This window comes from Kitasatospora sp. NBC_01539, assembly GCF_045040525.1.
In the GTDB taxonomy this organism is placed as follows: domain Bacteria; phylum Actinomycetota; class Actinomycetes; order Streptomycetales; family Streptomycetaceae; genus Kitasatospora.
The window spans coordinates 4,607,648-4,631,384 of sequence record NZ_CP109390.1 but is presented as its reverse complement, the minus strand read 5'-3'; the positions used below and the strand labels follow the sequence as shown (position 1 = coordinate 4,631,384).

Here is a 23,737-nt window from a genome sequence, read left to right as displayed (position 1 = left end):
GGACAACTTTTCGACCCGTGGAGGCCCGCGGCGGGCTACGGCCGGCCGAAGTGGGTCGGGTAGCGGTCGGCCGTGAGCACGGCGATCCGGACGGACCGGCCGGGACGCGGGGCCTCGACGTAGCGGCCGTCGCCGAGGTACAGCGCGACGTGCTCGATCCCGGAGGCCCGCCCGGTGTCCGACCAGAAGAGCAGGTCGCCGCGGCTCAGCCGGTCCGCGGCGACCGGCGTGGTGGCGGCGTACTGGTCGTCGGCGACCCTCGGCAGGACGACGCCCGCCCTGCGGTAGGCCTGCTGCACGAGGCCGGAGCAGTCGAAGCCGCCGGGGCCGTCGCCGCCCCACAGGTAGGGCCGGCCGAGCTGCGCGAGGGCGAACGCCACGGCGCTCTCGCGGCGGGCGTCGGCACCGGCACCCTGGGACCGGCCGGTGCGGTCGAGGTAGACCGACCGGTGCGCGGTGTAGCGCCAGGCGCCCTCGGCGTTGCGGAACCAGTAGCGGGCGCCGTCCCAGCCCTGCCGCAGGGCCGGCCGGGCGACGGCCGGCGCGGACACGGACGCGGATGATGCCGGGCCGCGGGCCGGGGCCGAGGACGCGGAGGCCGCGAGCGGCCGGGGCCGGGCCTCGTACACGCCGGGGCGGGTGGTGTAGCGCCAGACGCCGTCGGCGTTGCGGAACCAGTAGCGGGCGCCGTCCCAGCCGGGACCGTCCGGCACGGGGAAGGCCTGCGCCGCGGGGGCGCCGGCGCCGAGCCCGGCGAGCACCGCGGCCGACAGGCAGACCGAGCGCAGCGTCCTGCGGCCTGCGGAGCGGGCCGCCGGGCCACCGGCCGGACGCACCCGCAGCGCCTCGACGCACGGCCCGCAGCGGCAGTCGGCCGGCACCGCCTCGGCGAAGCCGATCAGCCCGCTGCCTGCGGCTATCGTCACGCCTGCCGCCCGTCGGTGCGGTTCGCACCCTCCTTGCGGGCGGTGCGGGCGGTGCGGGCGGCGGGCGCGGGCACCGGGGCGGTCACCCCGGCCGGGGCGACGAACGCCACCAGCAGGTGCTCCATGAGCGCGCTGCGGGCGGCCTCGTCGAGCTCGTGGGCGGTGGCCCGCTCCAGCCTCCGGACGGCCAGTGCGGCGGCCTCGACGGCGTCGTCGACGAGCACCGTGCGCAGGCCCGCGTCCAGGTCCGCGAGACGGCGGCGGCGCATGGACTCGGCGACCTCGGGCGCGTACTCGAGGGCGAGGGGTTGGGCGGAGTAGACCTCCAGGCCCGCCGCGTGCGCCTCCGCCGCGAGCGCGCGGCTGAGCTCGTCGGCGAACCACTGGCCGTCGCGGAGCGCGGGGCCGGGGCCGGAGTTGGAGTCGCAGGGGAGGCGGCTGGCGGTACGGCTGAGCACCGCGTGGATCTGCTCCCGCAGGTAGGCCTCGTGCTCGGCGACGGACAGCACGGCGCGTGCCGTGTCCCGGACGCGCCACACGACGAGCAGCCGGACGACGATGGGCGTGCCGGTGCGGTCGGTGACGGTGACCGGGTCGCTGCGCCAGTGCCGCAGTCGGACGTCGACCCGCCGCCGGCGGACCAGCGGGTTGACCCAGAGCAGACCGGCCCGGCGGACGGTGCCGCGGTAGCGGCCCCAGCGGGTCAGCACGCGGGCCTCGCCCCCGGGGTTGGAGAGCAGTCCGGCGAGGACGGTGACCAGCATCAGGCCGAGCCCGGCGACCGCGGCGATCTCGGGCGCGGTGAGGCCGACCGGGCCCCCGCGGCGTACGGCGTCGGTGCGGATGTCGGGGAGCGCCTCGAACTCCGGCAGCACACCGGCCCGGACGAGGATCGCCAGCACACCGGCGGCACCGGCGAGGAGCATCAGCAGCGCGAGCCAGCCGGGCAGTGTGAGGGCGTGCCGCTCGCGCACCGCCTGGTCGACGCGGGGCGGGCGGCGCGCGGCGGGCGTCTCGGCCTCGGGGCCGGGGCGGGGGCGCACCGGGGTCAGCGGCCGGGTGGGCGGCCCGTCCTGGTCGTCCGGCCGGACCGGCGGGGCGGCCGGGGCGGGCCGGGCCGACGGGGCGGCCTTGCGGAGCAGCGGCCGGGTGAGGCCTCCGCTCGTCGCCCGGGGCGGCTGGGCCTTTCCGGTGGCGGCGGTCGATCCGGCCGCGCCGGTCCCGTCGGGGCCACCCGCCGCGAGGTCGGGCAGGGGGGCCGGGTGGGGGGCGGGTCGTGGCGACGAGTCGCGGGTGACGTCCATGCGCGGATCCTCGGGTTCGAGTGCGGCACAACGGGGGCCCGGATCTGACGGGCAGCGCCGGTGCCAGGCTAAGTTGACAAGTCATCAAATGAGACATAGCGGACAGCAGTGGGCGTGTCGACGGGTGGTCCGCCGACCGGGCGGGGCCGCCGGGCGGGCGGCACGGACCCGAGGTCCGGCCGCCGGTGCGGTCGGCCGCGCGGTCAGCGGCGCCGGGCCCCGGACCCGCGGGCGAGCATGCGCCGCAGCAGCAGGCCGGCCGTCAGCGTGACCAGCGGCATCGCGACGTACAGCACGAGGTGCAGCCCCTCCCCGCCCGACTGCGACAGCGCCGTGCGGTCCGGCGGCGGGGCCATCGCGTGGGCCAGCAGGACGGCGGCGGGCGAGGGTGCGCCGGGCTCCCCGGACACCGTCGGCGACGGGGACACCGGGGGTGCTCCCGCAGCGGGCGTGCCGCCGGTCGGTGCGGCCGCGACCGCCGAGGGATCGACGGACGGTTCCGCCGGGCCGGGCCGTTCCTCCGTCACGTGCACGACGACCGGTGCCGCCGCCGCACCGTTGCCGGCCCGGTCGGTGGCGGTGGCCGACACGACCTGCTCGCCCACCGCCATCGGGGCGTCGGCGACGCAGGACCAGGCCCCGTCGGCCGCCGCCGTCCCGCTGCACAGGGTGGTCCGCTCCCCGCCGCCCGTCCGCGCGGTCACGGTGACGGTGGCGGCGGCCTCCGCCCGGCCGCCGAACCGCGGCCGGGACGGGACGCTCTCGCCCGCCCGCGGCGACGCCAGCGCGGGGGCCCCGGGCGCGACCGTGTCCACGGTGAGGGCGGTCGGCCGGCCGGTGGCGGTGTTCCCCGCGGCGTCCACCGCCTTGGCGGTGAGCCGGTGGGCCCCCTCGTCGAGGGGCTCGACGGGCAGGCAGGACCACGTGCCGTCGGCGCCGACCCCGGTGCTGCAGAGCTCCCCGGCGATCCGGGTGGATCCGGGCGGCTCGGTCACCGAGACGGTGCTGCCGGGTTCACCGCGGCCGGTGACCAGGAGGCCGGGGTCGTTGGTGTACTCGGGCAGCGTGAGGACGGGAGCCGCGGGCGGCGCCGTCTTGACGGTCAGCCGGACGGGCTCGCTCCGGCGCACCGCACCACCCGTCGCGGACTCCTCCGCCACGAGCGCGTGCGGGCCCTCCGCGAGAGCGGCGTCGGGGCGGCACCCCCAGGTGCCGTCCTGGCCCGCGGTGGCCCGGCAGACCGCGGCCGCGCCGTCGGTGACGGCGACGGCCGCACCGGCGGTCCCCGCGCCGGCGACCTGGGGCCGGACGTCGGCGGTCGCCGTGCCGTCCACCGGCAGGGTGATCTCCGGACGGACCGGTCCGGGCGCGAGCCGGATGCGCTGGTCGGACACCTGTCCGGAGTCGGCGAAGCCCGCGGGGTCGACCATCTGGGAGGCGTCGCGCCCGATCCGCAGCCGGGCCCAGGTGTCGCCCGGCACCACCCGGCCCTGCACGGTCCACTCCAGCCGGGCGGCGTCGGCACCGGCCGCGACCTCGGTCTGGACGCGTTCCAGCGCGTCGAACCGGCCGTTGCGGTCGAAGTCGACCCAGCCGGCGAGGACGGCCGCGCCGCCGCCGGTGGCGACGGGCACGTCCAGCCCGTACGTGCCGCCGGTCACCGCGTCGGCCGGGAAGACGAGCGTCGGGTCCGCGCCCTGGTACGGCGCCCGGCCCGGGCCGGTGCGGGGCGGCACGGGGCTGGCCCAGATGCTGCGCCCGCCGGCCCCCGGGGCGAGTTCGACCAGCGGGCGGGTGGCCGGCACCTCGGGGCGGCCGCCCGCGTCCGTCCGGTCGGCGGACGTGCCCCCCGGCGGGACGGCGGCACCCGGGCCGTCGGCGGGCGGTGCGGGGACGAGCGGCCGCACCAGCGGCGGCGGCACGGCGCGCGACCGGTGGGCCTCGTCGGCGGCGTCCTGGCCGAGGTAGAGGTCGGAGAGCACGTGCGAGGCGTTGCCGTAGCTCTGCGGGGCGGTGCCGAGCGATTCGTCGAGGGTGACGGTGAGGGCGGGGACGAGCGCGGGCGGCGGCGTGGTGGAGCCGTTGCGGGCGGTGGTGCGCTGCTCGATCCGGAGGGTGACCCCGGAGAGGGTGCCGGCGAGTTCGACGGTGCCGGTGCCGTCGGCGGCGGTGTCGGCGTTCGCGTCGGCGGGCGGGGCGAGTTCGTTCCCGGCGGCGGTCCAGCCCGTCCAGGCGGTCCGGCCGACCAGGGTGGGTGCGGTGGGGGTGGCCCCGGTGACGGTGAGCCGGGCCGCCGTGGCGGTGGTGCCGGCGGCTCCGGTGGCGCGTGCGGTCAGGCCGCTGACGTGCAGCCGGGGATTGCGCACGGATCGGGAGAAGGTGATCCGGAGCTCCCCGAGGGTGCGCCAGGAACCGTCCGCGGACGGCCTGTCCCCGCCGATCCGGAAGGTCTCGGCGGGATCACCCGGCCGGATTCCGTCCGTGTACGCTTCGCCTGCTCCGGCACGTCGGCCGAGCGTTCCGGGGGCGGCGCTCGCGGCGACCCCGGGAAGGGGCGAGAAGTCCATCTGGACGGCGAGACCGGACGGCAGCACGGCGCGGCGGTCCTTACCCCACGCGGCCGGGCTCTGCTGCGCGTCCGCGACCCCCGCCGACAGGGCGAGGAGCGCCGCGGCCAGTGCCGCCGCGGCCGGGCGGCGCGTCCGGGCGGGTCGCGGCGCCTCCACCGTCCGGCGGCCGGCACCGGACACCGGTGCGGACGGGCGGAACCGTCGGTTCATCCGGCTCTCCTTCGCTGCCGTGGGGCGTGCCGCGCAGCCGAGAGATGACGCGGCCATAACATCCGACAAAAGCGAACCACGGCGGACAATCCGTCAAACCACGACACCGGACGACACGTCCGCATGTGCACCCGATTGGCCCCGACCCGGCGGAACGTCAGCATGCCTGCGGAGATGGCGGTTTCCCGCCATTCCGGCGAGATCACGATCGGAAATCCCCGCCTGTTTCCGATCATTCGCCGATGGGACCTGTTCGATTTGTCGGTGCGTCAGTAGAGTCGGCGCACGTGAGCATCGACCCCCTTCTCGTGAAGAGCAGTTTCGCCGCCGTCGAACCCCACGGCACCGAGGTGACGGCCTACTTCTACCGCCACCTCTTCGAACACCACCCCGCTGTGCGCGGCCTCTTCGCCGAACACATGGACGACCAGCAGGACCGCCTGTTCGCCGCTCTCGGCGCGCTGGTCACCCACCTGGAGGACACCGACACCCTCGTGGGGATCCTGCAGGACCTCGGCCGCCGCCACGCCGCGTACGGCGCGCTGCCCGAGCACTTCCCGGCGGTCGGCGGCAGCCTGCTCGCGACCCTGGCGCACTTCGCGGGCGACGCGTGGACCCCGGAGACCGAGGCCTCGTGGACCGCCGTGTACGGCGTCGTCACGGACACCATGGGCGGCGCGCTGGCGGACGCCGTCCGATCCGCGGCCCGCGACTGAGACCGCTCCGGTGGCCTTCGACCCCGCGGTCCTCCGCGCCGGCCTCGCCGTGGCCGAGCGTCGCGCCGACCAGCTGACCACCTATTTCTACGCGCACCTCTTCGCCCACAACCCCGGCGTGCGGGCGCTCTTCCCGGAACAGCTCGACGAGCAGCGCGACCGGCTGCTCGCCGCGATCACCCACCTGATCGGCCGCCTCGAAGAACCCGAGCGGCTGACCGGATACCTCGCGGCCCTCGGCCGCGACCACCGCAAGTTCGGCGCCGCCCCCGAGCACTACCCCGCCGTCGGCGCCAGCCTCATCGCCGCCCTCCAGCAGGTCTGCGGCCACTCCTGGACGGTGGAGGACGAGAAGTCCTGGACGGAGGCGTGGACCGTCATCTCCCAGGCGATGATCGACGCGGCCGCCGCCGTCCCCGCCGACACCCCCGCCTGGTGGGAGGCCGAGGTGGTGCGCCGCCGCCGCGCCGCACCGGACGTCGCCGTGCTGACCCTCGCTCCCGACCGGCCGTACCCGTACGTCCCCGGCCAGTACCTCACGCTCTGTTCGCCCCGGGTGCCCCAGGTCTGGCGGCCGTTCTCGATCGCGTGCGCCCCCCGCGAGGACGGCACGCTCGACGTGCACGTCCGCCGGGTGCCGGACGGACAGCTCTCCCCCGTGCTCGTCAACGACGTCGTGCCCGGGGACCGGCTGCGGATCGGCCCGCCGATCGGCGAGGCCGTGCTCGACGCGACGTCCCGGCGACCGCTGCTGGCCGTCGCCGGCGGCACGGGCTGGGCCCAGGTCAAGGCCGTCGTCGAGCAGGTCGTCAGGGACGGGACCCGGCACGTCACCGTGATGCTCGGCGCCCGCGCCGACGCCGACCACTACGACCTCGACGCCGTGCACGCCATGGTGGCCGACTGCGTGCGGCTCGACGTGGTGCTCGCCGCACCCGCCGACGGATCGGCGCGCGGCGAGGCGGTCGCGCTCCTCCACGAGGGCCTGCACCGGCTCGGCGACTGCTCCAACCGGGAGGTGCTCCTCAGCGGGCCGCCCGACCTCGCCCCCTCCGTGACGGAGATCCTGATCGGCCTCGGCGCGGACCCCGAGCTGATCCGGCACGACCCCGTGCCGCGCACCCTCAACCGCTCCCGCCCGCTGACGGCCCCGGAGCGGTTCCTGGAGGAGCGCGACGTCGCCTGGATCAACCGCACCGAACTGGCCTGAAGCCGGGAGGAACGACGAAGGCCCCGGACGGTGTCCGGGGCCTTCGGGTGGTGCGCTCAGCAGGATTCGAACCTGCAACCTCTTGATCCGTAGTCAAGTGCTCTATCCGTTGAGCTATGAGCGCCGGAACGGCCCCTGGGGGCCGCCGCGGCAAGGTGTGGTGCGCTCAGCAGGATTCGAACCTGCAACCTCTTGATCCGTAGTCAAGTGCTCTATCCGTTGAGCTATGAGCGCTCGCCCTGGCGTCTTTCCTCCGGGGCGGTGCGGGGACAACATTACATGACCGTCGACCTGGGGTGAAATCGATTGATCCCGGACGCCCCGCGGCGCCCGGCCCGGCCCCGCCCGGGCGCCGGGACCTGCCGGGACGCACCGGGAACCCCGCACGCGCCGGGACCGCGGGGCGCGACGGAGGCGTGACCGAGGCGCGACGGCGCGTGGGCGGTGCGGGTGCGTACCGGGTGCGGTGCGGGTGCGTAGCGGGGCCCGCCGGAAATGCAGGAAGCCCCGCCGACTTCCGTCGGCGGGGCTTCCTCGATGGCGGAGGCTGAGGGATTTGAACCCTCGATGGGCTTGAAGGCCCAAACCGCATTAGCAGTGCGGCGCCATAGACCGGACTAGGCGAAGCCTCCTCCACCGGACCGCGCCCCCACCGCTCGGGCGCACTCCGTGCGCAAGTGATGATGCCACAGCCCAGGGGCCCGACACCAACCACCGACAACGTTACTAGCCGGGTCGTCCACAGCGCAAAGAACAATGAGATACTGCCGGGGCCCGAGGAGAGCGCGAGCCGCGAGCGCCCGCCGTGACCAGCCGGCGAGCCATCGCTGCGGTGGCCCGAAGCCGTGAGGAGACCTGTCGACGTGAGCAGCAGGCCGACCCGAGGCGCTGCTCGCCTCGCCGCCATACTCGATGCCCTGCCGGACGCGCTGTTGCTGGTGAACAGCAACGGCACGGTGGTCGACGCGAACAAGGCCGCCGTGGAGAGCCTCCAGGCGCCCGGCACCTCGCTCGTGGGGCGTGGCGTGCTCGACCTCCTCCCGGAGTTCGACCCGAGCCGAATCCCCGGCTCGATGCGCCCCCCCGCGGCGGAGAGCGAGGGGCTGGACAAGCCGGTCCGGATGACGGCCCGCCGCACCGACGGCGACACCTTCCCCGTGGAGGTCTCCGGCAACGACTTCAGCGACGACGGCTCCGGCGGCGAGGACCGCGGCTACGTCCCCTACGACCCGTACCGCGAAGGGTCCGGGCAGGACCTGCTGCTGCTCCTGGTGCGCGACCTCACCGGGCGCCTCGGCATCGAGGCGGAGCTGCGGCGCCAGCACAAGCAGACCGAGATGATCCTCCGCGCGGCGGCCGAGGGCGTGCTCGGCGTCGACCTGGAGGGCCGCGTCGTGCTGGTCAACCCGGCCGCCGCGCACATACTCGACTACCGGGCGAGCGAGCTCGGCGGCCGCGAGCTGCACCCGCTGATCCAGCACTCCCAGGCCGACGGCACCCCGCTCGCGCTGGAGGCCTCCGCCCTGCTCGACACCCTGGTCTCCGGCCGCAAGCACCGGGTGCGCGGCGCCGTGCTCTGGCGCAAGGACGGCACCCCGGTCACCGTCGACCTCACCACGGCGCCCGTGCGCGACGGCGAGCAGCTGGTCGGCGCGGTGATGACCTTCACCGACCGTACGAAGGAACTCGCGCTCGTCGCGCGCAACGAGCACCTCACGGCCGTGCTGGAGACCGAGCTCGGCGATGCCCTCACCGCCCTGCACCGGCGGATCGACGCGCTCGCCGGCGACCCGGCCGGGCAGCTCTGGCCGGAGGCGAACTGGACGCTGCGCCGGCTCGCCGACGAGTGCCGCCGGTTCGGCACCCTGATCGACGGGGTGCTCGCGCACCAGGCGTTCGAAGCCTCGGTGGAGACCGGGAAGCAGCAGCTGAAGCGCCGGCCGGTCGGCCTGGACACCGTGGTGCAGCGCGCCGTCGAACGCGCCGGCGAACTCGTCGGCCCCGGCCGGGTGCGCTACTCGGTGCACGCCGCCGCGGTCGAGGTGACCGCCGACAAGGAACGGCTCGGCCGCGCCCTCGCCCACCTGGTCGCCGACGTCAGCGGCATCGGCCCCTCGCTCGACGCGCCCGGCACCGGCGCGCTGCCCTCGCTCGGTGTGCCCGCACTGCCGCCGGCCGGCGGGGACACCCCGATGGTCGTCGTGGCGGCGGCCCAGCGCGGCGAGGTCGCCCGGATCGAGGTGCGCGGCCCCGCCCTGCGGAGCAGTCCCGTGCACCTGCCGATCGCCCGGGGCACCGTCGAACGCCACGGCGGCGTGCTGCAGCGGCACGAGCTGCCGGGCGGCGCCGGCACCACCTACGTCGTGGAGCTGCCGCTCGACCCGGCGGCGGCCCGCGCGGCCGCGGTGGGCCGGCCGAGCGTGCCCAAGGAAACCGACACCGCGATACTGCCGGACCTCCCGGAGCTGCCCTCGGCCGAGCGCCGCGAGGACGCCCCGGCCGAGCAGTCCGGCACGCCGGCCGACCGGGCCGGGGCCGGGACCGCCACGGGCGAGCACGGCCGGCGCGGACCCATCGCCCTCGGCCCGTCCGTCGAGACACCGCAGGCCCTCGTCCCCGACGGTCCGGCCCCGCACCAGGGCGAGCACGGGCCCGGCGCCGACGACGGACAGGGCGGGGCGGAGCGGCACCCCGGCGGGTCCGGCCCGTCCGGCCGGTCCTCCGACGGCACGACCGCGCCCGAGGCGGCCGCCCCCGCCCCCGTCCCCGGACAGCGCACCCACGCGCCGATCGCCCTCGGCCCCGGCCCGTCCTCCCCCGCGGAGGGCTTCGCAGGCGGTTCGGTGGACGACCTGTCGACCCCGCCCGGCGGCGTGCCCGCCGCGGGGCAGCCGGCTGACGGCGCGTCGGGATCCGGCCAGGAGTCCGGGCGCCCGTCACGGCGGCGCCGGGGTGTGCCCGCCGTCGACGAGACGCCCGCGGGCGCCGTTCCGCTGCCCGGGGCTCCCGAGCCGGGCCTGCCGTTCTATCCCGGCCTCGAACACGCACTGCCGGTCGGCGGACCGCCCGCCGCGGCGCCCGCCGTCCAGCCGACCGGGCGCAGGCGCCGACTCGCCGTGCCCGCCGACCCCGGCACGCCGGTGGAGAGCGCGGCGCCCGAGGCGCCCGCGCCGGAGCAGTCCGTCACGGAGCAGTCCGTCACGGAGCACGCACCGGCGGAGGGCCCCACCGCGCTGCCGCCCGGTCGGACGCCGGAGTCCGGCGTCGCGCTGCCGACCCCGGCCCCTCCGGTTGCCTCGGCCGAGCTCGCACCGACGCGGTCCGCCGCGCCCGAGCTGCCGTCGGCGGCCCCGGCCGCCCCGCAGCCGGTGGGCAGCGGGCTGGGCGAACTGAGCCCGCCGCGGCCGCTGCAGAGCGCGTTCGCGTCCGCCTTCCCGAGTGCCTTCCCGCAGCCCGCGGCGCCCGCGGAGCCCGCCCCCGCCGCCCCGGCGGAGCTGCCGGCCCTGCCCGCGGCCACCGGTCCGGGCAGCGCCGCGGACCAGACCCCTGCGGCGGCGGAGCAGCGGACACCGCCGCGTCCGCTCTCCGAGCTCGCACCGGCGGGTGTACCGGCCCCGGCCCCGGCCCCCGCTCCGACTCCGACTCCGACTCCGACGGAGCAGCCGACCGTGCTCGTGCCCGCCGTCGACGGCGGGCCGCGACGGCTGCTGGTCTGGCCGGAGCCGGACGCCTCCACGAAGCAGGCCCTCCAGGACCGCGGCTACCGGCCGGTCATCGTGCGTTCGCGCGAGGAGGTCGACGCGCAGGTCTCGGGCTTCCCCGCGGCGCTCTTCGTCGACCCGCTGACGGGCCCGATCACCCGTACCGCACTGGAGTCGCTGCGCACCGCCGCGCTCAACCAGCGGGTGCCGGTGCTGGTCACCGCGGGCCTCGGCCAGGCCGCCCGCGACGCCGCCCACGGGGCCGACCCCGCCGTGCTGCTGCGCGCGCTGGCCCCGCGGGACAGCGAGAGCCACGCGCCGCGCGTGCTGCTCGTCGAGTCCGACGCCGACATCGCGGCCGCGATGATCGCCAGCCTCGAACGCCGCGGCATGCACGTGGAGCACACCACCGACGAGAACGAGGCGGTGGCCCGGGCCAGCAGCGTGCAGCCGAACCTGGTGGTGATGGACCTGCTGCAGATCCGCCGCCGCCGGGTCGGCCTGCTCGACTGGCTGCGCGCGAACGACCGGCTGCACCGCACCCCGCTCGTCGTCTACACGTCGGTCGACCTCGATCCGAAGGATCTGCCGCGGCTGCGGACGGGCGAGGCGGTGCTCTTCCTCGCGGAGCGTTCGACCTCGGACGACGTCCAGGCGCGCATCGTCGACCTGCTCGGCCGGATCGGCTCGCTCGCCGAGGGCGGTGCCGTCGCGGGCGCCGCGACCGGTTCGGCGGTCGGCGGCTGACACCGCTCGGGCCGGCCCCGGGGCCGGCCCGAGCGCGGTGCCGGCGGTGGTCAGTGGTGGGCGTGGACGACGGCGTGGCCGCGTCCGCGGGTGATCAGCCACCGGTTGACCGGCACGGTCAGCACGAAGGCCACCACGAGGGACAGCAGCAGGGCCGCCCAGAAGAGCGCCCGGCCGAGTCCTGCGTCCATCACTCCGGGCACGGTGACCATGACGGTGTTGTCGACGAGCTCCATGACGAGGATCGACACGGTGTCGGCCGCGAGGGCGACCCGCAGCGCCGCGCCGAGGGCGAGGCCGGAGCGCAGCAGGCCCCGCATGGTGAACGCGTAGCCGAACACGAAGGCCAGGGCCACCGACAGGGCGACGGTCGCGCCGCTGCCCAGGCCCAGGGCGGTGCCGACGATCATGCCGAGCACCTCGCCGGTGGCACAGCCGACGAGGCAGTGCAGGGTGGCGAGCGCGGCGGTCCCCCAGGTGGACACGGATACCGATGCGGACGGGGGCGCGGACGGGGACGCGGGCCGGTGGGGATCGGCCGGGTGCCGGGGGTGATGGTGGTGCTCCATGGTGCGGGCTCCTCTCCCTCGCGGGTTCCATCCAGGGGAACCACATACCCCCTGGGGGTATTCCCCGCGAGGGAGGGGAGGGCGGCTACTCCTTGCCGAGCACCGTGACGTCCAGCGCGTCGGCGGCGTACTCGGCCCGGATCACCTTCTTGTCGAACTTGCCCACCGAGGTCTTCGGCACCGACTCGATGAGCGCCCAGCGCTCCGGCAGCTGCCAGGAGGCGACCCGCCCGGCGAGGAAGGCCCGCAGCTCGCGCAGGCCGGCGACGGCACCGGGCCGCAGGACGACGGTGGCCAGCGGCCGCTCGCCCCACTTCTCGTCCGGCACGGCCACGACCGCGGCCTCCGCGACCTCGGGGTGGGCCATCAGGTGGTTCTCCAGCTCGACCGAGGAGATCCACTCGCCGCCCGACTTGATGACGTCCTTCGCCCGGTCGGTGAGCGTCAGGTAGCCGTCGGGGGTGATGGTGCCGACGTCGCCGGTGCGCAGCCAGCCGTCCTCGCTGAACTTGTCCTCGGGCCGCTCGGGCTCGCGGTCGGCGCCGCCGAAGTACGCGGCCGCGATCCAGGGCCCGCGGACCTCCAGCTCGCCCGCGGCCTCGCCGTCGTGCGGCATGCGCTCGCCGCCCGGGCCGACGAGCCGGGCCTCGACGGAGGCCGGGAACAGGCCCTGCGTGAGCCGGTACGGCCACTCCTGCTCGGCGGTCAGTCCGGCCGGCGGGAGGGAGAAGGTGCCGAGCGGAGAGGTCTCGGTCATGCCCCAGGCGTGCACGACGTTGATGCCGTGCCGCTCCTCGAACGCCTTCATGAGGGCGGGCGGGCAGGCGGAGCCGCCGATGACCACCATGCGGAGGGTGGAGGTGTCGTAGTCGCCCGCGTCGAGCTCGTCGAGCAGGCCGCTCCAGATGGTGGGGACGGCCGCGCCGACGGTGGGCTTCACCCGGTCGATCATCTCGGCGAGCGGCTTGGGCTGCAGGTGCCGGTCGGGCATGAGCAGGCTCGCGCCCGACATGAAGGCGGTGTGCGGCACGCCCCACGCGTTGACGTGGAACATCGGGACGACCGGCAGCGCGACGTCGCGCGCGGTGAGGCCGAAGCTGTCGGCCGCCATCACCTGCAGACAGTGGAGGTAGACCGAGCGGTGGCTGTAGACGACGCCCTTGGGGTCGCCGGTGGTGCCGGAGGTGTAGCAGAGCGCGGCGGCCCGGCGCTCGTCGAGCTCGGGCCACGGGTAGACCGCCGGGCGGTCGGCGATCAGTGCCTCGTACTCGTGGACGGTGCCGGTGAAGCCGTCCAGCAGGGAGCGGTCGCCCTCGCCGCTGATCACGATGTGGCGGAGGGTCTCGTTCAGCTGCCCGAGCACCCCGGCCAGCAGCGGCAGCACGCTGCCGTTCACGATGATCACGTGGTCGGCGGCGTGGTTGATGATGTACGCGAGCTGCAGCGCCGGCAGCCGGAGGTTCAGCGTGTGGAGCACGGCGCCCATCGACGGCACCGCGAGGTACGCCTCCAGGTGCTCCGCGTTGTTCCACATGAGGGTCGCCACCCGCTGGTCGCCGTTCACCCCGAGCTCGTCGCGGAGCGCGTACGCGAGCCGGGCCGCCCGGACGCCCACCTCGGCGTAGCTGCGGACCACCGGGCCGGTGCCGTCCCAGGTGGTGACCGTGGAGCCGGCGTGCACGGTGGAGCCGTGCGCGAGGATCCGGGAGACGGTGAGCGGTACGTCCTGCATGGTGCTGAACACGCGGGTCCTCCTTGACCGGGTGGCGGCAGACACCGGCGGAGCTACTCACAGGTAGCCACGGCCGGCATGCCGATTCTTGTCCGCCCCGGGCCCGGTGTCAGCATTCGTGGTCGAGTTGAGACCAGCGTCTCCGGCGCAGGCCGGAGCCCGGATCAGCCCACCGGCGAGTCGAGCTCGTCCCGGTCGATGGAGAGGGAGACCCCGCCGTACGACTCGGTGACGTTGCCCTGGTGCTGGTGGATGCGCCCGCTGTCGGTCCACAGGTCGGGGTTGAGGTCGCCGGCGCCGTCGGTGACCGTCGCGTGGCCGTCCCAGCGGGCGTACCAGACGGCGTCGGGCAGCGGGGAGCTGCCGGCCCGGGCGGCCGCCGCGAGGTCGGCGACCCCGGACTCGGCGGAGGAGTAGAAGCCCGCCCGGTGCCCTGCCGCGTGCAGGGCCTGGGTCCAGCCGACGGTGAAGTCCATGACGGCCTGGCTGCACGTGCTGTCGCCGCGCGGGTAGGCCTCCATGTCGAGGTAGACCGGCGTGCCCGCGCCGAAGCCGAGTTCACGCAGCGAGGCGACGGCCTCGGCCGCCTCCTGCTGGCCCTGTCCCACGGCGTCGCCGGGGTCGATGTGCTGCGGCTTGCTGCCGCTCGTGCTGCACGGCGCCTGTCGGCCGACGTGCGTGGGGACGAACCGCCAGCCCATCGCGCGGGCCTGCGCGACCCAGTCCGCGGTGAGCCGCGACTGCGTGCAGCCGCGCTGGCTGCCGCTCGTGTAGATGCCGACCGCGCCGTACGGGGAGTCGTCCCACCAGGTCTGCATGGTGGCCAGGGTCGGCGCCGTGCAGGCGTCGAACCCGGCGCCCTGGTAGACCTCGCCCTCGGCCAGACGGCTTCCCGGCGCGGCTGCCGGGTCGTCGAGCACGGTGCGGCTCAGCCGGGGGCCGGCACCGGGCGGGGCGGCCTCCGCCGCGGGCACGGCGGTGGCGCCGATCAGCAGGACGGTCGAGGCCGCGGCCAGCGCGGCTGTTCCCAAGGTACGCACGCCACAGTCGTACTGACCGATCGTCGGATCGCCGGGTCAGGCGCGCGGCCGATCGGGCACGATTCACCCGGCCGGTGGGGGACTTCGGGGATCATGTAAGGGATTTGCAGGCCCTGCGGTCCTTACGTCAGACTCGTCGCCATGCCCGCCGCCGACACCTTCGCACCGCCCACCGGCTCCGCCGCCGGCACCACCAGCACTGCTGTCATCACCAGCACCGCCGGCACCAGCCCGGGCAGCAGGACCTCGGCGCCCACCGGCGTCGCGGCCTCCGCCCGTGGCCGACGCCCGGAACACGGCCCGGCCCGCGTACCCGCCCCCGTGCTCTGCATCACCGCCATGGCCGCCTGCCAGCTCGGCATCGCCGCCTGCACCTCGCTGTTCGGCCTCGTCGGCGTGGCCGGGGCGACCTTCCTGCGCCTGGCCGTCGCCGCCGTCGTCCTCCTCGCGCTCACCCGCCCCCGGCTGCGCGGACGCAGCCGCCGAGACCTCCTCGCCGCCGCCCGGCTCGGCATCGCCTCCGCCGGGATGACGCTCCTCTTCGCCGCCGCCACCAGCAGGCTGGCCATGGGCACCGCCGCCACCATCGAGTTCCTCGGACCACTGGCCGTCGCCCTCGCGTTCTCCCGCCGCGCCGGACACCTGCTCTGGGCCCTGCTCGCCGCCGCCGGAGTCGCCCTGCTCACCCTGGTGGGTCACGGCAGCGGCGGAGCGGCACTCGACCCCGCCGGACTCGGCTACGCCTTCGGCGCGGCCGCCTGCTACGCGGGCTACATCCTCCTCACCCACCGGGTGGGCGCCGCCTTCCACGGGTTCGAGGGCCTCGCCGTCTCCTTCGCCGTCGCCACCCTCGTCGTCGCGCCGTTCGGAGCGGCCCAGGCCTGGCACGGGCTGGCCGCGTCCCCCTCCCCCGCCCTGCTGCTGCTCGCCGTGGCGGGAGTCGCCCTGCTCTTCCCCGTCCTCCCGTACGCGCTGGAGATGACCGCCCTGCGGCGCATGCCGCAGCGGGTGTTCAGCGTGCTGGTGAGCCTCGACCCGGCGATCAGCGCCCTGGTCGGGCTCGTCGTCCTGGGTCAGCTCCTGGGCGGCGTGCAGTTGGCCGGCATCGGGTGCGTCGTCGCGGCGAGCGTCGGCGCGACCCTCACCGCGCGCCGCTGACCCGGCGTCACCGGCGTACCCCCTACTGGCGGCCGTCGCGGGCGGCGAGGTCTGCGCGGGGTCGCGGAAACGAAGGGCGGGCGGGCGCCGCTGTACGGCACCCGCCCGCCGGAACCCGCTGCGGCAGACCCTTTCCCCGCCCGGGTGTCGCCCTCTCCGCGCACCGGCCGCCGGACCGTCGCTGCCACCCCGCCGCTCGGCGCCCCCGCCGACGGCCGAACGGCCAGGTCCCCTCAGGCGGCCCGCGCCTCCGGGGTCAGGGCGTGATCGATGGGCCGGCCGGGGCCGGGGCCACCGCACGGACCACCCGCGGTGGAGCGGCGGTCGGAGCCGGACCGGCAGGCGGGGCCGTCGGACGGGAGTGCGCCATGGTGTTCCTCCGTCGTGCGGGAGTGGCGGGGATCGAAGCACGCCGGACCGGAGCCCGCCGTCGAGGGAGAAGACTTCCGCAACAAATCGACAAAGGCATAGCTCGACCCGGCCTTTTCGCCCGTTAGCGTGATCCCGGTGCGGCGGAGGAATAACCGAGAAACGCCATCACGGTGGCCCCACCTGCGGATTCACCCGATTCGTGGGCGCCCGGAAACCGCCCCCAGTGCGCCGTACCGTCCGCCGGGGCGCATGATGCGAACGCGGTGCGCCCCCGGCCGGATCGTCGGACAACCGGACGTCACACGGCCTTTCCGGGATTCAGGATTCCCAGCGGATCGAACACCGCCTTGATCTGCCGCTGCAGCGCCGACCCGACCGGCCCGAGCTCCTTCGCGAGCCACTCCCGCTTCAGCAGGCCCACACCGTGCTCACCCGTGACGGTGCCGCCCAGATCCAGTCCCAACGCCATGATCTCGTCGAAGGAGGCCTTCGCCCGGGCCGTCTCGTCCGGGTCGTCCGCGTCGAAGATCACCACCGGGTGGGTGTTGCCGTCACCGGCATGGCTGACGACGCCGATGGTCAGCCGCTGCCGCGCGGCGATCTCCTCGACGCCGTCCAGCATCTCCCCGAGCCGCGACCGCGGCACCGCCACGTCGTCGATCATCGTGGTGCCGAGCCGCTCCATCGCGGGCAGCGAGAGCCGGCGCGCCTCCAGCAGCATGTCCGACTCGGCCTGGTCCTCGGCCGGCACCACCTCGCTCGCACCCGCCGCCCGGCACAGCTCGGCCACCGCCGCCAGCTCCGCCTCCTTCGCCGGACCGTCGAACGCCACCAGCAGCAGCGCCCGCGTCGACTCCGGCAACCCCATCTTCGCCATCGCGTTCACCGCGCGGACGGTCGTCGTGTCCATCAGCTCCATCAGCGACGGCACGTGGCCCGACGCCATCACCGAGCAGACCGCCGCGCTCGCCGCGGCCGTACTGGGGAACTCCGCCGCGAGCGCCAACTGCGGGGCCGGCGCGGGACGCAGCGCCACCACCGCCTCCACCACGACCGCGAGCGTGCCCTCCGACCCGACGAGCAGCCGCGTCAGGTCGTACCCGGCGACACCCTTCGCCGTACGCCGACCGGTCGTCAGCAGTTGCCCGTCCGCCAGCACGACCTCCAGGCCCAGCACGTACTCGCTGGTCACGCCGTACTTCACGCAGCACAGCCCGCCGGCACCCGTCCCGATGTTGCCGCCGATCGTGCAGGACTCCCAGCTCGACGGATCCGGCGGGTACGCCAGCCCGTACCCGGCCGCGGCCCGCGACAGCTCGGCGTTCACCACACCCGGCTGCACGACCGCGATCCGGTTCACCGCGTCGATCTCCAGGATGCGGTTCATCTTCACCATCGACAGCACGATGCAGCCGTCCACGGCGTTCGCCCCGCCCGACAGACCGGTCCGCGCCCCCTGCGGCACCACCGGCACCCGCAGCTCGGTCGCCGTCCGCATGACGTGCTGCACGTGCTCCACCGTCTCCGGGAACACCACCACCGCCGCCACCCCGGCCTCGCAGAACCCCGCCATGTCGTGCGCGTACGCCGCCACGACATCCACGTCGACGGCCACCGCCGCCTCCGGGAGCCCCGCCAACAACCGGTCGACCAGATCACCCACGGCAGCCTCCACCTCTCGCACACCCGTCCGCTCTGCACTCTGCCCCCGCCGGACGCCCGCGGCAAGGACGGTGCACAATCACCGATCACGCCACCGCCGGACCCACCCCCGAGCGCGTCCGCCCCCGAGCGGGCCCCGGACGGTCGCCGGGCGCACGCAACGCGAAGGGCGGGTACCGACTTGCGTCGGTACCCGCCCTGAGCTGGGCTTTCGCCTCACCTGCGGAGGGTGTGGGATTTGAACCCACGGTGAGGGGTCACCTCACGACAGTTTTCAAGACTGTTCCCTTAGGCCGCTCGGGCAACCCTCCTGGCGGGGGTCAGCCTAACGGTTCGGGGCCTCCTCGGTGCACTCCGTTTCCGGGTGGGCGTCAGCTGTCGCCCTTGCGCTCGCCGAGGGTGACGGTGGTCTTGGCGGCCTTGCCGTCGCGGGTGTACTCGACCTCGACCTTCTCGCCGGGCTTGTGCGTCCAGATCTCGGAGACGAGGGTCGGGCCGCTGTCGATCGGGATGCCGCCGAGCTTGGTGATGACGTCCCCGGGCTTGAGGCCGGCCTGGTCGGCGGGGCCGCCGGCCGTGACGGCCGCCTGGCCCTGGACGGCGGCGGTCTGGATCTGGGCGCCGTCGCCCTTGTAGTCGTCGTTGCGGAGGACGCCGAGGATCGCGTAGACGGGCGTGCCGTCCTTGATGAGGGTCTCGGCGACCCACTTGGCCTGGTTGATCGGGATGGCGAAGCCGAGGCCGATCGAGCCGGCCCGGCCGGAGCCGCTGGTGTTGGACTGGATCGCCGAGTTGATGCCGATGACCGCGCCGGAGGCGTTGAGCAGGGGGCCGCCGGAGTTGCCGGGGTTGATCGAGGCGTCGGTCTGCAGGGCGTTCATGTAGGAGGCCTGGGCACCGGTCTCGTCGCCGGAGGCGACGGGGCGGTCCTTGGCGCTGATGATGCCGGTGGTGACGGTGCCTTCGAGGCCGTACGGGGCGCCGATGGCGATGGTGGCGTCGCCGACGGCGGCCTTGTCGGAGTCGCCGAGGGGCAGCGGGTTGAGCTTGTCCCTGGGCGGGTTGTCGAGCTTGACGACGGCGACGTCGTAGCCCTGGGCCCGGCCGACGACGGACGCGTCGTACGAGGAGCCGTCGGAGAACTTGACCGTGAGCTTGCCGCCGTTGGCGGCGGGGGCGACCACGTGGTTGTTGGTGAGGATGTGGCCCTCGGTGTCGAAGACGAAGCCGGTGCCGGTGCCGGACTCCTGGGAGCCGGTCGCCTTGATGGTGACGGTGCTGGGCAGCGCCTTCGCCGCGATGCCCGCCACGGAGTCGGGGGCGCGGTCGGTCACCTTGCGGCTGTCGCTGACGCTGACGGTGGTGCTGGAGTGCCCGGCGCTGCTGTCGCTGCCGTCTCCGTCGGAGACGGCGACGCCGATCGCCCCGCCGGCCACACCGGCGACGAGGGCGACGGCCGCGACGAGGGCGATGAGCCCGCCGCGCTTGCGGCGCGGGGCGGGGCCGCCCGCGGAGGCGTACGGGTAACCGGGGCCGCCGGGCTCGGCCGGTCCGCCGGGGACCCCGGGGCCGCCGGTGGGGTGGCCCCAGCCGCCGACGGGGTGGCCCGCGCCGAACGGGTGGTGCGCCTCGGTCGGGGCGGAGGGTCCGGCGGGCGGCGGGGTGCCGGGGGTGCCCGGCGTGCCGTACGGGTCGGTCGACCCGGTGGCCGGAGCCGCCGGGACCGGCGCAGCCACCGGGACCGGGACAGCCGCCGGGGCGGCGTACGGGTCGGCGGCGACCGGGGCGGCGTACGGGTTGGACGCCTGCGGCTGGGGCACGACGGGCGGCGGCGCGTCGATGTAGGCGGGCGCGGCCTGGGGTGCGGCGGGCGGCGGCGCGTCCAGGTAGGCGGGCGCGGCCTGGGGCACGACGGGCGGCGGGGCATCGATGTACGGGGACGGCGCGGCGGGCGCGGGTGGCGCGGCCGGGGCGTCGCTCAGCTTGGCGAAGGCGAGCGTGGGCGCGGACTCGACGACCGGCGGCGCGGCGGCCGGCGCGGTGTCGTGAGCCGGACCCACCGCCTGGGGCGCACCGGAGGGCTGGCCCTCCTGCGGCCCGGTGGACCCACTCGCGTGCTCGGTGCTCACGGACGACCTCCATAGCTGACAGGACCTAGAACCATAGTTTTTCGCATCCCGGATTCGGTTGCCGTAAGGAGCCCCCTGAAGAACGCCTAAGAATCCTTAGGTGTCCCCGACGAACCGCCCTCCGACCTGGTCCGGAGCCCTCTGCTCCGTCCCGCGATCCGGACGGCGGACCTCCGGGCCTTGGCCTCCGGGACTGCGCCGGATAGCCTGTCGTCCTATCTGAACACGCGGGAGCTTGGACCTTCCAGGCTGAGAGTGCGCCGATCGACCGGCCGGGCAGTGACCGGCCGGGCCGAGGTGGCGCAGACCGCCTGAACCTGTCCGGGTAATGCCGGCGTAGGGAGTATCGGCCATGACGGCTGTTCCGCCTGCCTCTTTTTCCGATCCTGGAACCGGGTCTGAGCCCGTCGCCCCGGACGGCGCGCGTGTCGAGGCGCCGCTGGTGCTGGACACCGCTCCCCCGCGGACGCTGGACTTCCGGGCGCAGTTCGCGCTCTGGGCCAACCTCGGCGTCAGTCTGATCGGCTTCCAGAGCGCGGTCACGGTGCTGGTGGTGGGCGGCCGTGAGCTGTCGTTCGCCGCGGCCGTGACGGCGATCGTCGCGGGCACGGTCATCGGCACCTCGATGCTGGGCGTGGCGGCGCTGATCGGCGCCCGGACGGGCGCGCCGGCGATGGCGATGCTGCGCGGGCTGTTCGGCACCCGGCTCTCCTTCCTGCCGACGGTGCTCAACATCCTGCAGTGCATCGGCTGGGGCGTGTTCGAGCTGATCGTGATCGCCGGCGGCGCGCAGACGGTGGCGGGCACGCAGGGGTGGCGCTGGCTGTTCGTGCTGCTCGCCGGCGTGGTCACGACGGTGCTGACGATCTGGCCGCTCGGCGCGATCGCGGTGCTGCGCAAGTACGTGGCGGTCGCGGTGGGCGTGGCGATGGTGTACTTCACCGTCCAGCTCGGCCGGCAGGGCTTCCCGGACCCGGGCGCGGGCAACTGGCACGGTTTCCTGACGGCGACCGACGCGGTCATCGCGGTGTCGGTCTCCTTCGTGCCGCTGGCCGCGGACTACACCCGGCACGCCCGCACCGCGACGTCGGCCTTCTGGGGCAGCTTCACCGGGTACTCGCTGGCCCAGGCCTGGTGCTACGCCCTCGGCCTGATCGCGCTGCTGCAGTCGGGCGGCGACCCGTCGAAGGTGTTCTCCTCCTTCACCGGGGTGGCCGCCGGCTGGGTGTTCCTGCTGGTGCTGGTGGTGCGCGAGACCGACCAGTCGTTCGCCAACGTGTACTCGACGGCGATGTCCGTCCACAACCTCCTGCCGCGGGTCGACCGCCGTCTGCTCACCGGCGGGATCGGCGCGCTGGTGACGCTGCTGGCGCTGCGCATCCAGGAGGGCGAGTTCTACGAGACCTACGCGAACTTCCTCTACCTGATCGGCGCGGTCTTCGTGCCGCTGCTGGCGGTGCTGGCGGTGGACTACTTCTTCGGCGCCGGCCGGCAGGGCTGGAACACCGCGCAGGACGCCCCGGCCCGGCCGCTGATGCTGCTGCCGTGGGTGCTCGGCTTCGCCGCGTACCAGTTCCTGGCGCCGACCGGCATCGCCGACTGGTGGACGGACTTCTGGATGCGGCTGCGGGACGCGGTGGGCTTCACTCCGCAGTCCTGGACGTCGGCCTCGCTGTTCGGCTTCCTCGTGGCGGCGCTCGCGACCTGGGGCCTGACGGCGCTGACCGGCCGGACCTCCGGCACCGGGGCGGACGCCCGCTGACGGCCGTACCGGCCGACCGGCAGGACTAACCGGACCGACCCGAACCAGCCGGACCGACCCGGACCGACCCGGCAGGCCACCGCCCGCCGGGAGGCCGCGCCGGAGCTGTTCACCGCGGGTTCCCCGTGGCGGGTGCGTCCGGACATCCGGGCCCTCGTAGGGTGTTGCCGTGGACACCCGAAGACTCCGTCGGACCGTTCCCGCGGCAGCGGGCGGCCCCGCACCCGACCGCGGCGCCGTCGAGGTCGTCGCGCACCGCGGCTCCTCGGCGGCCCTGCCGGAGCACACCCTGGCGGCGTACCGGCGGGCGATCGACGAGGGCGCGGACGGCCTGGAGTGCGACGTCCGGCTGACGGCCGACGGGCAGTTGGTGTGCGTCCACGACCGGACGGTGCAGCGCACCTCGGACGGCCGGGGCGTGGTCTCCACGATGACGCTCGACCAGCTCGCCGCGCTGGACTTCGGCTCCTGGAAGTCGCCGGACGCGCCGGAACCGAGCCCGGTGCTGACGCTGGCGCAGCTGCTGGAGCTGGTCGCCGGGGCCGGGCGGCCGGTGCGGCTGGCGATCGAGACCAAGCACCCGACCCGCCACGCGGGCCGCACGGAGACCGAGCTCGTCCGGCTCCTCGACCACTACGGCCTGCTGCCGCGGACGGCCGAGGAGTCGCTGGTGCGGATCATGAGTTTCTCGGAGCTGGCCCTGCACCGGGTGCGCCGCGCGGTGCCGGCGGTGCCGACGGTGTACCTGCTCGACCGCCGGTGGCCGGTGCTCGGCCGGACGCGGTCGCTGCCCGGCGGCGCCGGCATCGCCGGTCCGGGGATCGAACTGGTGCGGCGGAGCCCGGGGCTGGTCCCGGCGCTCCGCCGGGCGGGGCACCGGGTGCACGTGTGGACGGTCGACGACCCGGCCGACGTCGACCTCTGCCTGGAGCTGGGTGTGGAGGCGCTGATCACCAACCGGCCGCACGAGGTGCTGGCCCGGCTCGGGCGCTGAGCGGGCCGTCCGGCGGGTGTCCGGGAGCGTCCGGCGGCACCTCGTCCGGTGCCCGTCCGGGCGCGGGGCGGAACCGGGTGTACAGGACGCGCACAACAGCGTGCGCGGGGCGGTCAATCTCCTGAACGGGGGTCAGCGGACGCTCAATTCCTGTGACTTTCACAACGGACCGTAAGCAGTTTTTCGCCGGTTGAATACCGTCCGTCGCGGTACCTCGAAATGTCCGCGCGCGATCGCCCGGGGCTCGTTTCCGACGCATTCCGGAGGGGCATCCATCCCTCGGCAGACGCTGAAGGAGGTCCCGGGGGTGGCGTTGATGGTGGCGCGTGCTGTGCCCGAGAAGGTAGGGCCGACTTCGTCGACCTTGGCGGTGCCGCACGGTCCGGCCAGTGTCGGCGCCGCACGGCGACGGATGCGGCGGGAGCTCGGTGATCGCGCGATACCGGAGACGGTCATCGACGACGCGGTGTTGATCCTCTCCGAACTGCTGAGCAATTCCTGTCGGTACGCGCGGCCGCTCGGAAAGCTCGCGGAACTCGACGAACGGACCGTCGAGGAACACGCCGCGGAGGAGCTGGCGGACGTCCTGGCATCGGCCGTCACCAACCGCGCCCGGAACGCCGGCCGTGCGGATCCGGACGACATCTCCGAGCCCGGGCCCGGCGGCATCCTGGTGCGCTGGTGGACCCAGGCGGACGGGCTGACGGTGGAGGTCACCGACGGCGGCGCACCGACCCGGCCGATGCCTTCCAGTCCGTCGCTGACCGCGCGCGGCGGGCGCGGTCTGAGCATCGTGGGACGCCTCGCCAGCGCATGGGGCGTCCGCGACGCGCCCGGGGAGGTCACCGTGTGGGCGGCCCTGTCCCTGTGCGACGGCAAGAGCGGCGAACCGGTGGCGTAGCGCGCGCCCGGCGGGCCGCGGGCGCCCGGACGCA

15 protein-coding genes, 4 tRNA genes and 1 riboswitch are annotated in these 23,737 nt (G+C 75.2%); of the genes, 7 read left to right on the top strand and 12 right to left on the bottom strand.

Annotated elements, in window-relative coordinates; translation table 11 throughout:
* Positions 1–35 precede the first annotated feature (35 nt).
* The 3 genes from OG335_RS20015 to OG335_RS20005 form a co-directional block, all read right to left on the bottom strand.
* Positions 36–926: a C40 family peptidase gene (locus OG335_RS20015; protein WP_405012490.1), complete on the bottom strand. Its 891-nt coding sequence runs from the start codon at positions 924–926 to the stop codon at positions 36–38.
* The gene (locus tag OG335_RS20010; RefSeq protein ID WP_405012489.1) at positions 923–2,230 is read right to left on the bottom strand and encodes an SPFH domain-containing protein; all 1,308 of its coding nucleotides are present in this window, start codon (positions 2,228–2,230) and stop codon (positions 923–925) included. The genes OG335_RS20015 and OG335_RS20010 overlap by 4 nt, the downstream gene beginning before the upstream one ends.
* A gap of 203 nt (positions 2,231–2,433) precedes the next feature.
* Positions 2,434–5,010: an Ig-like domain-containing protein gene (locus OG335_RS20005; protein ID WP_405012488.1), complete on the bottom strand. Its 2,577-nt coding sequence runs from the start codon at positions 5,008–5,010 to the stop codon at positions 2,434–2,436.
* Between the two features lie 287 nt (positions 5,011–5,297).
* Between OG335_RS20005 and OG335_RS20000 the strand changes: the two genes are divergently transcribed.
* Together OG335_RS20000 and OG335_RS19995 are read left to right on the top strand one after the other, a co-directional pair.
* A complete protein-coding gene (locus OG335_RS20000; RefSeq protein WP_405012487.1) occupies positions 5,298–5,726 on the top strand; it encodes a globin family protein in 429 nt (142 codons plus the stop codon).
* Positions 5,727–5,736: 10 nt separating this feature from the next.
* The gene (locus tag OG335_RS19995; RefSeq protein WP_405012486.1) at positions 5,737–6,936 is read left to right on the top strand and encodes a globin domain-containing protein; all 1,200 of its coding nucleotides are present in this window, start codon (positions 5,737–5,739) and stop codon (positions 6,934–6,936) included.
* A 48-nt stretch (positions 6,937–6,984) separates the two neighbouring features.
* Here OG335_RS19995 and OG335_RS19990 read toward each other — a convergent pair.
* The 3 genes from OG335_RS19990 to OG335_RS19980 form a co-directional block, all read right to left on the bottom strand.
* Positions 6,985–7,060 (bottom strand) — tRNA-Arg (locus OG335_RS19990).
* A gap of 34 nt (positions 7,061–7,094) precedes the next feature.
* Positions 7,095–7,170, bottom strand: a tRNA-Arg gene (locus OG335_RS19985).
* A 304-nt stretch (positions 7,171–7,474) separates the two neighbouring features.
* Positions 7,475–7,568, bottom strand: a tRNA-Ser gene (locus OG335_RS19980).
* Positions 7,569–7,799: 231 nt separating this feature from the next.
* Here OG335_RS19980 and OG335_RS19975 point away from each other — a divergent pair.
* On the top strand, positions 7,800–11,384 hold the full coding sequence (locus OG335_RS19975; RefSeq protein WP_405012485.1) for a PAS domain-containing protein: 3,585 nt from the start codon (positions 7,800–7,802) through the stop codon (positions 11,382–11,384).
* Between the two features lie 50 nt (positions 11,385–11,434).
* On the opposite strand, the gene OG335_RS19970 is transcribed toward OG335_RS19975, so the two are convergent.
* The 3 genes from OG335_RS19970 to OG335_RS19960 form a co-directional block, all read right to left on the bottom strand.
* Positions 11,435–11,953, bottom strand: coding sequence for a DUF4396 domain-containing protein (locus tag OG335_RS19970; RefSeq protein ID WP_405012484.1), 519 nt, complete (start codon positions 11,951–11,953; stop codon positions 11,435–11,437).
* A gap of 85 nt (positions 11,954–12,038) precedes the next feature.
* Positions 12,039–13,697 carry a long-chain fatty acid--CoA ligase gene (locus OG335_RS19965; protein ID WP_405012483.1) on the bottom strand — a complete coding sequence of 553 codons (1,659 nt, stop codon included), beginning with the start codon at positions 13,695–13,697 and terminating at the stop codon, positions 12,039–12,041.
* Between the two features lie 152 nt (positions 13,698–13,849).
* A complete protein-coding gene (locus tag OG335_RS19960) occupies positions 13,850–14,725 on the bottom strand; it encodes a DUF1906 domain-containing protein (protein ID WP_405012482.1) in 876 nt (291 codons plus the stop codon).
* Between the two features lie 141 nt (positions 14,726–14,866).
* Between OG335_RS19960 and OG335_RS19955 the strand changes: the two genes are divergently transcribed.
* Positions 14,867–15,883: an EamA family transporter gene (locus OG335_RS19955; protein ID WP_405012481.1), complete on the top strand. Its 1,017-nt coding sequence runs from the start codon at positions 14,867–14,869 to the stop codon at positions 15,881–15,883.
* 670 nt (positions 15,884–16,553) lie between these two features.
* Here the strand turns inward: OG335_RS19955 and OG335_RS19950 are convergent.
* From OG335_RS19950 to OG335_RS19940, 3 genes are all read right to left on the bottom strand, one after another.
* Positions 16,554–17,918, bottom strand: coding sequence for an FAD-binding oxidoreductase (locus tag OG335_RS19950; RefSeq protein ID WP_405012480.1), 1,365 nt, complete (start codon positions 17,916–17,918; stop codon positions 16,554–16,556).
* Between the two features lie 222 nt (positions 17,919–18,140).
* Positions 18,141–18,228: transfer RNA gene (locus OG335_RS19945), tRNA-Ser, on the bottom strand.
* A gap of 60 nt (positions 18,229–18,288) precedes the next feature.
* Positions 18,289–20,046 carry a S1C family serine protease gene (locus tag OG335_RS19940; protein ID WP_405012479.1) on the bottom strand — a complete coding sequence of 586 codons (1,758 nt, stop codon included), beginning with the start codon at positions 20,044–20,046 and terminating at the stop codon, positions 18,289–18,291.
* A 217-nt stretch (positions 20,047–20,263) separates the two neighbouring features.
* Positions 20,264–20,406, top strand: a riboswitch (TPP riboswitch).
* Between the two features lie 82 nt (positions 20,407–20,488).
* Between OG335_RS19940 and OG335_RS19935 the strand changes: the two genes are divergently transcribed.
* The 3 genes from OG335_RS19935 (at position 20,489) to OG335_RS19925 (ending at position 23,703) form a co-directional block, all read left to right on the top strand.
* Positions 20,489–21,808 carry a purine-cytosine permease family protein gene (locus OG335_RS19935; RefSeq protein ID WP_405012478.1) on the top strand — a complete coding sequence of 440 codons (1,320 nt, stop codon included), beginning with the start codon at positions 20,489–20,491 and terminating at the stop codon, positions 21,806–21,808.
* A gap of 169 nt (positions 21,809–21,977) precedes the next feature.
* Positions 21,978–22,802 carry a glycerophosphodiester phosphodiesterase gene (locus tag OG335_RS19930; RefSeq protein WP_405012477.1) on the top strand — a complete coding sequence of 275 codons (825 nt, stop codon included), beginning with the start codon at positions 21,978–21,980 and terminating at the stop codon, positions 22,800–22,802.
* Between the two features lie 232 nt (positions 22,803–23,034).
* Positions 23,035–23,703, top strand: coding sequence for an ATP-binding protein (locus OG335_RS19925; RefSeq protein WP_405015458.1), 669 nt, complete (start codon positions 23,035–23,037; stop codon positions 23,701–23,703).
* Positions 23,704–23,737: the final 34 nt, after the last annotated feature.